The sequence below is a fragment of the Crassaminicella thermophila genome (assembly GCF_008152325.1).
Lineage (GTDB): Bacteria > Bacillota > Clostridia > Peptostreptococcales > Thermotaleaceae > Crassaminicella_A > Crassaminicella_A thermophila.
Genome location: NZ_CP042243.1, coordinates 53,771 through 66,235 on the forward strand (window position 1 = coordinate 53,771; position 12,465 = coordinate 66,235).

General features: G+C 30.0%; 15 protein-coding genes. 12 read left to right on the plus strand and 3 right to left on the minus strand.

Going from position 1 to position 12,465, the window contains the following annotated elements:
• Positions 1 to 25: 25 nt before the first annotated feature.
• Positions 26 to 1,324, minus strand: coding sequence for a UDP-glucose dehydrogenase family protein (locus tag FQB35_RS00245; protein WP_148807999.1), 1,299 nt, complete (start codon positions 1,322 to 1,324; stop codon positions 26 to 28).
• A 186-nt stretch (positions 1,325 to 1,510) separates the two neighbouring features.
• On the opposite strand from FQB35_RS00245, the gene FQB35_RS00250 reads away from it, so the two are divergent.
• The 3 genes from FQB35_RS00250 to cotE all read left to right on the plus strand — a co-directional run bounded on the left by FQB35_RS00250 (position 1,511) and on the right by cotE (position 4,589).
• Positions 1,511 to 2,617 carry an HD-GYP domain-containing protein gene (locus FQB35_RS00250; RefSeq protein WP_148808000.1) on the plus strand — a complete coding sequence of 369 codons (1,107 nt, stop codon included), beginning with the start codon at positions 1,511 to 1,513 and terminating at the stop codon, positions 2,615 to 2,617.
• Positions 2,618 to 2,765: 148 nt separating this feature from the next.
• Positions 2,766 to 3,689: a DMT family transporter gene (locus FQB35_RS00255; RefSeq protein WP_148808001.1), complete on the plus strand. Its 924-nt coding sequence runs from the start codon at positions 2,766 to 2,768 to the stop codon at positions 3,687 to 3,689.
• Positions 3,690 to 3,749: 60 nt separating this feature from the next.
• Positions 3,750 to 4,589 carry an outer spore coat protein CotE gene (gene cotE, locus FQB35_RS00260; protein WP_148808002.1) on the plus strand — a complete coding sequence of 280 codons (840 nt, stop codon included), beginning with the start codon at positions 3,750 to 3,752 and terminating at the stop codon, positions 4,587 to 4,589.
• Positions 4,590 to 4,618: 29 nt separating this feature from the next.
• On the opposite strand, the gene FQB35_RS00265 is transcribed toward cotE, so the two are convergent.
• Complete coding sequence (locus FQB35_RS00265) at positions 4,619 to 5,113, minus strand: DUF3794 domain-containing protein (RefSeq protein WP_148808003.1); 495 nt, start codon at positions 5,111 to 5,113, stop codon at positions 4,619 to 4,621.
• Between the two features lie 205 nt (positions 5,114 to 5,318).
• Between FQB35_RS00265 and FQB35_RS00270 the strand changes: the two genes are divergently transcribed.
• The 5 genes from FQB35_RS00270 to FQB35_RS00290 all read left to right on the plus strand — a co-directional run bounded on the left by FQB35_RS00270 (position 5,319) and on the right by FQB35_RS00290 (position 10,093).
• Entirely contained in the window at positions 5,319 to 6,395 is a 1,077-nt protein-coding gene (locus FQB35_RS00270; RefSeq protein ID WP_148808004.1) for a tartrate dehydrogenase, read from the plus strand.
• A gap of 367 nt (positions 6,396 to 6,762) precedes the next feature.
• On the plus strand, positions 6,763 to 7,185 hold the full coding sequence (locus tag FQB35_RS00275; protein WP_148808005.1) for a HutP family protein: 423 nt from the start codon (positions 6,763 to 6,765) through the stop codon (positions 7,183 to 7,185).
• Between the two features lie 232 nt (positions 7,186 to 7,417).
• Positions 7,418 to 8,431 (plus strand): ABC transporter substrate-binding protein, encoded by a 1,014-nt coding sequence (locus FQB35_RS00280; RefSeq protein WP_148808006.1) that lies wholly within the window; start codon positions 7,418 to 7,420, stop codon positions 8,429 to 8,431.
• Complete coding sequence (locus FQB35_RS00285) at positions 8,431 to 9,336, plus strand: ABC transporter permease (protein WP_148808007.1); 906 nt, start codon at positions 8,431 to 8,433, stop codon at positions 9,334 to 9,336. The genes FQB35_RS00280 and FQB35_RS00285 overlap by 1 nt, the downstream gene beginning before the upstream one ends.
• Positions 9,299 to 10,093: an ABC transporter ATP-binding protein gene (locus FQB35_RS00290; protein ID WP_148808008.1), complete on the plus strand. Its 795-nt coding sequence runs from the start codon at positions 9,299 to 9,301 to the stop codon at positions 10,091 to 10,093. The genes FQB35_RS00285 and FQB35_RS00290 overlap by 38 nt, the downstream gene beginning before the upstream one ends.
• A gap of 31 nt (positions 10,094 to 10,124) precedes the next feature.
• Here FQB35_RS00290 and FQB35_RS00295 read toward each other — a convergent pair whose 3' ends face one another.
• The gene (locus tag FQB35_RS00295; RefSeq protein WP_148808009.1) at positions 10,125 to 10,511 is read right to left on the minus strand and encodes a CvfD/Ygs/GSP13 family RNA-binding post-transcriptional regulator; all 387 of its coding nucleotides are present in this window, start codon (positions 10,509 to 10,511) and stop codon (positions 10,125 to 10,127) included.
• 166 nt (positions 10,512 to 10,677) lie between these two features.
• On the opposite strand from FQB35_RS00295, the gene FQB35_RS00300 reads away from it, so the two are divergent.
• The 4 genes from FQB35_RS00300 to FQB35_RS00310 are packed head-to-tail and all read left to right on the plus strand — an operon-like array spanning position 10,678 to position 12,197.
• The gene (locus tag FQB35_RS00300; protein ID WP_148808010.1) at positions 10,678 to 11,001 is read left to right on the plus strand and encodes an ArsR/SmtB family transcription factor; all 324 of its coding nucleotides are present in this window, start codon (positions 10,678 to 10,680) and stop codon (positions 10,999 to 11,001) included.
• A gap of 3 nt (positions 11,002 to 11,004) precedes the next feature.
• Complete coding sequence (locus FQB35_RS16510; protein ID WP_333473036.1) at positions 11,005 to 11,259, plus strand: hypothetical protein; 255 nt, start codon at positions 11,005 to 11,007, stop codon at positions 11,257 to 11,259.
• A gap of 12 nt (positions 11,260 to 11,271) precedes the next feature.
• Positions 11,272 to 11,952 (plus strand): permease, encoded by a 681-nt coding sequence (locus tag FQB35_RS00305; RefSeq protein ID WP_333473037.1) that lies wholly within the window; start codon positions 11,272 to 11,274, stop codon positions 11,950 to 11,952.
• 11 nt (positions 11,953 to 11,963) lie between these two features.
• A complete protein-coding gene (locus FQB35_RS00310) occupies positions 11,964 to 12,197 on the plus strand; it encodes a thioredoxin family protein (protein WP_148808011.1) in 234 nt (77 codons plus the stop codon).
• Positions 12,198 to 12,465: the final 268 nt, after the last annotated feature.

The following is a 12,465-nucleotide window of genomic DNA, read 5'->3' on the forward strand; positions in this document are numbered from 1 at the left end:
AAATACTGCTAATTAAGCAGTATTTTTATATAGATCCTTTTCCAATTGAATAATAGTTTATGTTATATTCTTTCATTTTTTCTAAATCAAATATATTTCTGCCATCAATAATCATTGGAATTTTCATTTTTGTTTTAAGAATATTTAAGTCAATTGTTAAAAATTCATCCCAATCTGTACATATAATTGTACATATTGAATCTATTAAACTATCGTATAAATTATCACAACAGTTTATATAAGGAAATATTTTTTTTATTTCATTTGTAGCCATTGGATCATAGCATTTTATAATAGCTCCTTTTTTTATTAGTTCTTTTATAATATAAATGGAAGGAGATTCTCGAATATCATCTGTGTTGGCTTTAAAGGTAAGACCTAAGATTGATACAATTTTACCTTTTATATCCTTATATTTTTCTAGGAGTATGTGTACAGGAAGTATTCTTTGATTTTCATTTACTTTTATAGCACTTTTTACAATTTGAAAATCACATTCATATTTTTCTCCTATTTTTATGAGTGCTTTTGTATCTTTTGGGAAACAGGATCCTCCAAATCCAATGCCGGCCTTTAGAAATTTAGGAGAGATTCTATTATCTAATCCTAAAGCGTAAGCAATGGTATCGATATTTGCGCCTACTTTATTACAAAGATTTGCTAGTTCGTTTATAAAAGAAATTTTTGTTGCTAAAAAGGAATTAGAAGCATATTTTATTAGTTCAGCTGTCTCAGGCGTTGTAAAGATCATTTTTATTTTAAATGGTTCATATAATTTTTCAATCATTTTTTTAGCTTTTTCAGAATCAAAACCAATCACAATTCTATCTCCATTGAAAAAATCGTATATTGCTTTTCCTTCCCTTAAAAATTCAGGATTAGAAATAACATCAAAATTTTCTTTAGAAACACCCATTTTGAGAAGTAGTTTTTTTACATATTTTTGTGTACCAACTGGGACAGTGCTTTTATTCACAATGATCTTATAGCTTTGAATAAAGTTAGAAATTTGAGAAACTACTTCATTTATTTGGCTCATATCTACATCACCATCATCCTTAGAAGGTGTTCCTACTGCAATAAAAATGATATCTGACTGTGTAATACCTTTTTTAAGATTATTGGTAAATATAACATTTTTATTATTTAAACATTCATTAAGCAATTCTTTAAGACCTTCTTCAAATATTGGTGGAATTCCTTTGTTTAGTTTATGAATCTTTTTTATGTTTTTTTCAACGCATATAACATGATTTCCCATTTTTGCAAAAGCTAATGATGTAATTAATCCTACATAACCAGCTCCTATGACACATATATTCATATGATCACCTTCTTTTTCAATAGTTAGACTTTTTAATACATTATATGGAAAACAATTCTATCGGTGATAACTTACATTTTACGTGATGAAAAAATTTTTAAATAATTTTACCGTTTGATTTTTCTTGAATACTTTGATAAATTAATTATTAGATACTCAAATACCCAAGAGAGAGGGGTGAGCTATGTGCGTCTAGTTCCAATAGGAGTTGTAAAAGAAGGAACATATCTAGCACAAACCTTGTACAATGAAAGAGGTCAAATTTTATTGGCAAAAGGTGTAAAACTTACCAGTGGATTAGTGAAAAGAATTAGGGATCATGGATTTTATTCTATTTATATAATTGATGAATATAGTCAAGGAGAATTAGACGATATTATAAAGCCACAGATTAGGCAAAAAGCGATTGCTACTGTTAGAGCTACATTAAATACATCTGCTGAGTTGGACAGTGATGATTTAAATACTTTTGAACGGAAAAAGCTTCAGAAGCAATCAGAACAGGAGTTAGCTAATATACAGGAGCTCGCAAAGCTAATTGTTGATGATATATTTACACAAAAAGATATTATGGTAAATCTTGTTGATATTAGAAGTGTGGATGGCTATACTTATAATCATAGTGTAAACTCTGCAATTTTATCTTTGGTATTAGGAATCGGATATGGCTTAAATAAAAATGATCTTTATGATTTGACAATGGGTGTAATGCTTCATGATATTGGGAAAATGTTTATACCAGATGAAATTTTAAATAAAAAGGGAAAATTCAAAGATGATGAATATGAAATAATGAAGGAGCATACAACGAGGGGATTTAACTATTTAAGAGAAAATACGAATATGAGTACTAAAGTTAGAATTATTTCCTTGCAGCATCATGAGAAGGTAGATGGCAGTGGTTATCCTTATGGCTTAAAGGATGAACAAATTTATATTTTATCTAAAGTAGCTGCTATTGCAGAAGTTTACGATGCACTTACATCAGGTAGGCCTTATAGAGATGCTATGTCACCTAATGAAGCTGTAGAGTATATAATGGGTTCTGGAGGAAGACATTTTAATATGGAGCTTGTGAAGGCTTTTGTAAAAAAAGTAAATCCATATCCTGTAGGAACAATTGTATACTTAAGTAATAACAGTATAGCGGTTGTAGAAGAGATTAACAGTTTGTATATATTAAGACCGTTAGTTAGAGTGATAAAACAAGATGGAAAAATTGTTGAGCCTTTTTTATGTGACTTAAAGAAGGAAAACAATATAGTAATAGAAGGAATATGTTATGAAGTATAAATAATGGATAGCTAGCAACTTGATTATAAAGCTAGGCTATCCTTTTTAATATAGTAAAAACAAAACTTGACTTACTAATTGATTCATGAGACGATTGAATAAGGAAAATGATTACTTTAAATACAAATAAAGGATTATGGAGGGGAAAATGGGAGGATTATTTAAAAATACAGATAAAAAAAGACGCTTGCTTGCAGATCTTTCATTGTTTTTAGTAGCGATTATTTGGGGTGGTGGATTTACTGTTGTGAAGGATACATTAGATAATATGACACCCCTTTATATGAACGGGATTCGTTTTATTTTAGCTTTTGTTGCAATGGCTATTCTATTTTGGGAAAAATTTATAAAAATAAATAAAAAAGATTTAATTTCAGGGGGGATTGTAGGGGTATTTTTGTTTGGAGGCTTTGTATCTCAAACTATAGGGCTTCAGTATACGACAGTAAGTAAATCAGCATTTTTGACAGGCACAAATGTTGTTATTGTTCCTTTTTTAGTATGGCTTATTAATAAAAAACATCCTGATTGGTATGCAATGGCTGGAGCTTTTTTAGCTTCTGTAGGAATTGGACTGATTACATTGCAAGGAAGTTTTCACATTGGAATAGGAGATAGTCTTACCCTGCTTTGTGCATTACTTTTCGCAGCACATATAACCTCTGTTGGATATTTTGCAAAAGATATTGACCCTATTACTCTTGCTATGATACAAATTGGAACAACAGGAATTATTAGTATTATGGGTGCATTTATTTTTGAGCCTGTACCTCAACTTAAAGGGAATATAGCAGATATATGTATTTCTATTAGTTATATGGCTTTTATAGCCACAATGGGAGCTCTTCTGATACAAAATGTAGCACAAAAACATACACTTTCTACCCATGCAGCGATAATATTATCACTAGAATCCGTATTTGGAACTATATTTGGAGTAATACTTTTAGGGGATGTGTTAACTTTATCTATGATTATAGGTTGTTTACTTATATTTTGTGCTATTATAATTACAGAAACTAAGCTTAGTTTTTTACTACCAAGAAAGAAAGAAGACGTAACAAACTTATAAGCTTCTACATATTATATTATTGGACATATTTAAATAATTATATAGGAGGTTATAAGTTGCATGGATATTGTATGCGCAAAAGGGACAAAAGCTTTCCTTCATGATTATAAAGTTTCTGTTTTACCAAATAGTTCAATGATTCGATGTGAAGTAAACAATATGAATATATCTGTAAAGATGATATCAGACAAAGAGGTAAAGGTTTTTGGAGATTATGATATAGACATTTCTTATTTAATGAATTCTCGTTATGCAAGTTCTAGTAAAAAGTTTTTTATGACAGAAAAAAAATCTTTTTTAGAAATTATTAATCTTGAAGAAATAGAAGAATATCCTATAGATACAAAAAATTTGGAATTGAGATATTCTTTTGTATCAGAGCCAAAGTGCAATATCAAGACAGCAGCACAAAATGGTTTTCATGTACAAGTTTTAGGAGAGATATTGATAGAACTTGTTATGGATGATTACAAAGATTCATCAGAATCCATAAAAGAAAGTCCAAAGCAAGAGGTTGATGCAGTAAATACTTCATTCTATATGAAAGAAGACGATCATTTTATAAATACTAAAGGATCATCTCAAGGAAAGAAACAAAAACCAATAAGTAATGTTAAAAGGAATAAATCGAAATTTCAAAAGGCAGAAACATTAGAGCCTATTAAATCATGGTTATTTCAAATAAAAGAAAACCTTCCAGTTACTGAAATATTGAATATGGATATAGATACTCTTCAAAATAAACAAGATACAGTAGAAGCTGTATCAGTAGATGATGTAGCAGACAAAAAAACTTTTGATGAGCAGCCGAAACAAGAAGAAAAGGAAGTTGATAAGAAAAAAATAACTAGTCATGAAGTAAAAATAAAATCAAATCTTCCAAAACAATTGTTCATATAAAAAAGGCCCCAAGTGAGGAGCCTTTTATTTTATGATCCTGTTACAACACATTCAGTAGAGGTTTCTACGCAGATTTGTTCTGTTCTTGTTACTTTTACATCTACTCTAATAATTGATTTTTCATGAAGAGTATTGAATGTTCCATCTGTATTGAAATCTCTTTCTACATCTCTTTCACCTTCAACGAAAGCATCTTCAATCTGACATTGATCTCCTTCTAAAGCTCCAGGTACTTCTACAAAAAGTGCAAATGGAATGGTTACTGTACAGTGCACGACATCTCCACACACTCTTGTTACATTATCAAATTGTTCTTCTTCCTCTTTTGTTTTGTAGATAATATTCTTATTTAGCTCACCGTTGATGATTACTTTATTATCTACAACATAACAATCTGTTATTTCAACTTTTTTGATAATGTCTATAATTTCAAAAACAGGAATGTTAAAAGGAATGTCAACGACTGATAAATATTGTGCAGAACCAGTACCAATCACCTTAGGAACCTTAATTAATTCAGCCATAAGATCTCTCCTTTCATAATGATTTTGGATCTAAGAGGGTTGGCTAAATCCCCTTGTCCTAATACATAGTATTCAGAAAGCTTTTTTTTGACACACTTTGTCTACATTTAAAAAAGTTAATGTTGTTTATATATAAATTATGATATAGTATGATAAGGATAAAGTTTCAGAAAATTAGTTTAAAGGTTACGAAGGAGGAAGGGTAATGAAAAATTATAAAATAGCAGTTATTCCAGGAGATGGAATAGGAATAGAGGTTATGCAGGAAGGAATAAAAGTACTAAATACATTATCAAGATTAAATAATAATATTAGCTTTGATTTTACTTGGTATGATTGGGGTTGTGAATATTACTTAAAATATGGAAAAATGATGGATGAAGATGGATTAGAAAAATTGAAGGAATATGATGCTATACTTCTTGGAGCAGTAGGGTTTCCAGGAGTTGCAGATCATATTTCCCTACGTGATTTGCTTCTTAAAATAAGACAAGGGTTTAATCAATACATAAACCTAAGACCTATTAAGCTATTAGCGAGTGAGGATTGTCCTTTAAAAAATAAAGGTGTAGAGCATATAGATATGGTATTTGTCAGGGAGAATACAGAAGGAGAATATGCCGGAGTAGGAGGGATTCAAAAAGAAGGAACAAAAGAGGAAGTGGCATTACAAACCAGTGTATTTACCCGCAAAACTACAGAAAAGGTTATGGATTATGCTTTTAAATTGGCAAAAGAAAGAAACAAGTTAAATAAAGTAACTAGTGTTACAAAATCAAATGCACTAAATTATAGTATGGTTTTTTGGGATAAAGTATTTAAAGAAAAATCAGATGAATATAAAGAAATAGAAACAGAATCTTTTCATGTGGATGCTACATCTATGTATATGTTGCAGCGTCCAGAAACCTTTGATGTAGTAGTTGCATCGAATCTTTTTGGAGATATTTTAACAGATCTTGGCGCAGCGCTTCAAGGAGGTCTTGGGTTTGCAGCTGGTGCAAATATCAATCCAGAAAAAACATATCCATCAATGTTTGAACCTGTACATGGATCAGCACCTGAAATAGCAGGAAAAGGCTTAGCAAATCCTATTGCTATGATATGGTCAGTAAAAATGATGTTAGACTTTTTGGAGCATAAAGAATTAGGAAATAGGATAATGGATGCTATTGTTGAAGCTGTAAAAGATAGAGAAAAGTTAACACCAGACTTAGGAGGAAAAGCAACTACTAGTGAAGTTGGAGACAGAATTTGTAGTATAATAGAAAAGATGGGATAAAACCTATCTTTTTTTGTAAATATATTAGATAAACGAATTTCAAAATAAATATAAAAAGAACGTTCATGCCAAGATAACTTTTGAAAAAACTAAACTTCATTACATGAAAAAATACTAAACCTTCAAAACTCACATTCGTTCAAACAATGAAGGTTCTTAACGTATTTTTTCATGTAATTTCAGTAAGTTTTTTTACTCACAAAAGTTATCAAAGTTATTCTCTTATCTTTTTATATTTCTTTTTGAAAATGTTGATGTTGTTTATCTATATATAACAAACTTTCAAAATAAATATAAAAAGAACGTTAATTTCAGATAAGTTTTGAAAAAAGTAATATTTGATGAAAAATTTAAGGAGGGTTAAAAAATGAAATGGGATAGTATTGATGTGGCAAGAGCGTCTGTTGAAATAGCTATGTCTTCTTCAAGAAATGTAGAAGATAAGCTTGTAGAGGCTTTTAAAAGTAAGGGAATAAAAACAGTAGCTGTTGATATTGGAGGGAATTTAATAGCGTCTATTCCAAAGATTATTGAAAGGGCAATTGTTTCATCAAGAAGAACAGGGGTTATTAAAGAGTCTCATGTTCATGATGGTGCTGTAGCAGGAGCAGCTAGGGAAGCCATTATGCAAGTAGCGGCAAAAGCAAGCGGATTAAATGTAGGTGGAAAAATAGGAATTGCAAGATATAAAGAACATCTAAGTGTATGTATTTTTATGAGTATAGGTTTGCTTCATTTAAATGAAGTAGTCATTGGTTTAGCACATCGATCTATACCAGATATTGAATGATCTGTTGACATACATAATAGACATTGTTATAATTGATGTTAATTTAGTAGATGGTTTGTAGGTTTTGTAGAATAGGTTGGTAGTTTATTAAAATAAATAGTAGACATGTAGCATAGTAGGAGATATAGTTTATAAAATCCTTTTTTAAAAGGGTTTGTTTTGACATGGAAAAATACTCTCTTACAGAGAGTTTTTTTATTTTTAAAGATGTAAAATTTAGGGGGATGGTAGTATGGTAGGTAAAAAAAGTTTTGGAAAAAGGGTTTTTGTATTTTTTGTAAGTTTATTTTTATTTACGAGTTTGGTAGGATGTGGAGGAAAATCTGATTCTACAGGGGTAAAAAAAGATGTAATAAAAATTGGGATTACACAAATTGTAGAACATCCTGCACTGGATGCAGCAAGAGAAGGATTTATTGATGCACTAGAATCTAAGGGATTAAAAGATGGAGAAAATATTTCTATTGATTTTCAGAATGCCCAAGGGGATATGCCAACAGCTCAAACCATTGCACAAAATTTTGTGTCAAAGAAAAAAGATATTATATTGGCTATTGCTACACCGACAGCTCAAGCAGCTTTTAATGCTACAAAGGAAATTCCTATTATAATTACGGCTGTTACTGATCCTAAGGAAGCGGGGCTTGTTAAGTCTTGGGAAAAGACTGGAACAAATGTTACAGGAACGAGTGATATGGCGCCTATAAAGAAGCAGTTTGCATTATTGAAAAAATTAGTTCCGAATGCAAAAAGAGTTGGAATTTTATACAATACAAGTGAAACAAATTCTGAAATACAAATTCAGAGAGCAAAAGAAATTGCACCAGAATTTGAATTAGAAATTACAACAACAGGTGTTACAAGTGTGAATGAGGTTCCTCAAGCATTGAGTGAGTTGCTTGGCAAAATAGATGTTTTATATACGCCTACAGATAATCTTGTTGCTTCGGCTATGCCTTTGGTAGCATCAGAATGTATGAAAAAGCATATACCAATTATTGGAGCTGAAAGAGCTCATGTAGAAAATGGAGCTTTAGCTACCGAGGGAATAGATTACTACAAATTAGGATTTCAAACAGGACTTGTTGCGGTAGAAGTAATAAATGGAAAAAATCCAAAGGATATTCCTATAGCTACATTAGAAAACACAAAATTAGTTGTAAATATGGATACTGCAAAAGGATTAAAAATTGATTTACCTAAAGATGTAAAAGAGCAAGCAGAATTGCTAGGAGGCGACAAGTAATGGAATTTTGGTTAAATATTTTGGAACAAGGATTTATATTTGGTGTTATGGTTTTAGGAGTATATATTACTTATAAGATACTTGACTTTCCAGATTTATCAGTAGATGGCAGCTTCCCATTGGGGGCTGCTGTTACTGCATCATTATTAGTTAGTAGTATAAATCCATTTATTGCAACCTTTCTTGCTGTTGTAGCAGGTGTTGTTTCAGGAGCAGTTACAGGATTTCTTCATGTAAAATTAAAAATAACAAATCTTTTGTCAGGAATATTAGTTATGATTGGTTTATATTCTATTAACCTAAGAATTATGGGAAAAGCAAATATTCCTTTGTTTAATCAAAGGACAATTTTTAGTTATAATTTAAAACCAATCTTTATAATTTTATTTTTTGCTATCTTTATGAAATTTGCATTAGACATTTTTTTTAAAACAAAATTTGGATTTTTGATAAAAGCTACAGGAGATAATCCTCAACTTGTTACTTCTTTAGGTATTGATATAGGAAAGACAAAAATAGTAGCTTTAATGATTTCTAATGGGTTAGTAGCTTTATCAGGATCTTTAGTAGCACAATATCAGCGATTTTCAGATGTTGGTATGGGAACAGGAATTATTGTCATGGGGCTTGCCTCTATTATATTTGGAGAAGCTATTTTAAAAAATTTTTCATTTGTTGTTCCGACAACTATGGCACTATTTGGATCTATTTTATATAAAATGAGTACGGCTTTTGCGTTAAAACTTGGATTTCCACCTACGGACTTAAAATTGATTACTTCTATAATTGTAATTGGAGCATTAGCAATTCATCAAGGGAAAAATCCTTTTAAAGGAAAAAAGCTTTTTGCTGTAGGGGGTGATTCTATTGTTACGAATCCAAAATCTATCAAAAACCTTTCATAAGCATACAATAAATGAAAAAACTGTTTTTAATAATTTTTCAATACATGTAGAAGAAGGAGATTTTATCACAATTATTGGAAGCAACGGAGCGGGAAAATCTACTCTTTTAAATATTATATCTGGATCTATTCAAGCAGATGATGGTGTTATTTTCTTAAAGAATAAGGAAATATCGAAAGAACCAGAGTTTAAGCGTACAAGAGTTATTGGAAGAGTATTTCAAGATCCATCTATGGGAACTTCTCCGTCCATGACAATTTTAGAAAATTTATCTATGGCAATGAATAAGGGGAAGAGATTTAATTTGACTATGGGGGTTTCAAAAAAAGATATTCCTTACTTTATTGATATTTTATCTCAACTTTCTTTAGGGCTTGAAAATCAATTAAATACAAAGGTTGGGTTATTATCAGGAGGCCAGAGGCAAGCATTATCTCTTATTATGGCGACCATTTCAAACCCTCATATTCTTCTTTTAGATGAACATACAGCAGCGTTAGACCCAAAGACTTCTGAGCGAATTATTGATTTAACACAAAAAATTATTGCTAATAGAAGTATGACTACTCTTATGGTTACTCATAATTTAAATCAGGCTATAAATCTTGGAAATAGATTGATAATGATACATGGAGGAAAAATTGTACTAGATATAAAAGGAGAAGAAAAGAAAAGTTTAAATATAGAAAAGCTTCTTGCTTGTTTCGAAAAAATACAGACAAATGATTTAATTAGTGATCGTTTATTATTTTCTTAATAAAAGAGTTAACCAATACTGGTTAACTCTTTTATTTGTTTTGTTCTAACCAAGCTTTTAATTTATCTGCAATAGGATTAAACGCTTGATTATTTTTTGGATCTTGATAATTTAATCCACCCTTCTTTTGCTTAGGACGACGAGGGCGTTCTGTTTTAGGTTTCGCTTCAGGAGCTGGTAGTGTTTTACGAATAGAAAGTGAAATTTTTCCAGACTCTTCATCGATTGATAAAATTTTTACTTTTACTTCATCACCAACAGAAAGATGCTCATTAATATCTTTTACAAAGCTATGAGCAATTTGTGAAATATGCACTAAACCTTCTTTTCCCTCATCTAGTGTTACGAAAGCACCGAAGGATTTGATGGCAGATACTTTTCCTACCACAATGTTTCCTACTTCAATATTATTTGACATAAGCACAACTCCCAATATTTTTTTTCCTATTTAGTATACCACAAAATAATAAAAAAACAAAAAAAACCATTATTATAAGTATAAAATTTTTAAAAATAGTTGTATAAATAAGTATATTCTAATATAATTAAATTATAATATTCTAATATAGAAAGGAGATAAAGGAATGAATTATATGTTTTTTGAATTATCTGCAGCATTTTTAAAGGCATTATCTCATCCTACTCGTATTCAGATTCTTGAGCGATTAAAGAATGAAGAAGAGCTATGTGTATGTCATATATATGAAGATTTAGATTTAGAACAGTCTAATGTATCTCAGCATCTTAAGATTCTAAAAGATAAAGGATTACTTACAAGTAGAAAAGAAGGATTAAAGGTTATGTATAGTGTTCGATACCATGAAATATTTGATGTTTTAGATATTATAAAAAACATTTTAGCAAAACAATTAAAAGAAGCACATGATCAATTAAAAAAGGAGGGATAATAATTGTTAAAAGCATTTGCAGATTGGTTTGTAGAAAAAGTTTTAAAGCTAGATATACATTCTAGATTAGGAGATAGTATTGATTTTTTTGTCTATGATACATTAAAAATAATTTTGTTACTTAGTTTTATGATTTTTACTATTTCTTATGTAAGGAGTTATTTTCCACCAGAAAAGGTTAAAAAGATGCTTTCTAAATTTGGAGGAATTTATGCACATGTTGCAGCCTCTATATTAGGAGTATTATCTCCTTTCTGATCATGTTCAACAGTGCCTATTTTTATAGGCTTCGTGGAATCGGGGATTCCACTAGGAGTTACTTTTACTTTCTTGGTTACTTCACCTATTGTAAATGAAATCGCACTTGGTTTTTTGTTTATTAGTTTTGGGGCAAAAATTGCAATTCTTTATACAGCTGCAGGTATGATAATTGGAATTGTAGCAGGAATCATTATTGAGAAGCTAAATTTAACCCATTTAGTAGAAGAATATGTTTATCAAATTCATATGGGCGAAGCTGTAATTGAAGAAATGAATTTTAAGAAAAGAATAAGATTTGCTTTGGATGCAGTAAAGGATATTGTAAAAAGAGTTTGGATTTATGTAATATTAGGAATTGGTATAGGAGCAGCAATCCATGGCTATGCACCACAAGATTTTTTAGTAAGATATGCAGGGCCTAATAATCCATTTGCAGTTTTTGTAGCTGCTGTATTAGGAATTCCTCTTTATTCAAATGCAGTAGGTACTATTCCAATTGTAGAAGCTTTGATAAATAAAGGTGTTGGAGTTGGGACAGCATTATCTTTTATGATGAGTGTAGTGGCATTATCTTTACCTGAAATGATATTATTAAAGAAAGTAATGAAGCCAAAGCTTATTGGAATATTCGTTATAATTACAGGTATATCTATTATTTTTGTAGGTTATTTATTTAATATAATATTATAGGAGGGGTTTATATGAATATTAAAATTTTAGGTGGAGGATGTAAAAACTGTATAACGCTTTATGAAAATGCACAAGAAGCAGCAAAAGAATTAGGAATTGATGCAGAAATTGAAAAAGTAACAGAAATGAAAGATATATTATCTTTTGGAGTAATGAAAACACCAGGGCTTGTTGTAGATGGAATTGTGAAAGTTTCAGGAAGAGTACCTTCAAAAGATGAAGTAAAAAAGATATTAAGTGAGTAATGAGGATGCTTTAGCATCCTCATTTTATTGTAAGAACGGGCTTTTTATGAATTTTAAGAAAATATAATATGTTGAAAAATGATGTATAATGTTGTAAGATTTTCTTATCAAGTAAATATGTAGATAAGCAATATCAAAAATAAATATAAAAAACGTTTATTCCAGATAACTTTAAAAAAAAATAAACTTTATTACATGAAAAAATCCTAAACCTTCAAAACTTACATTTGTTCAAATATTGAAGGTTTTTAACGTATTTTTTCATGTA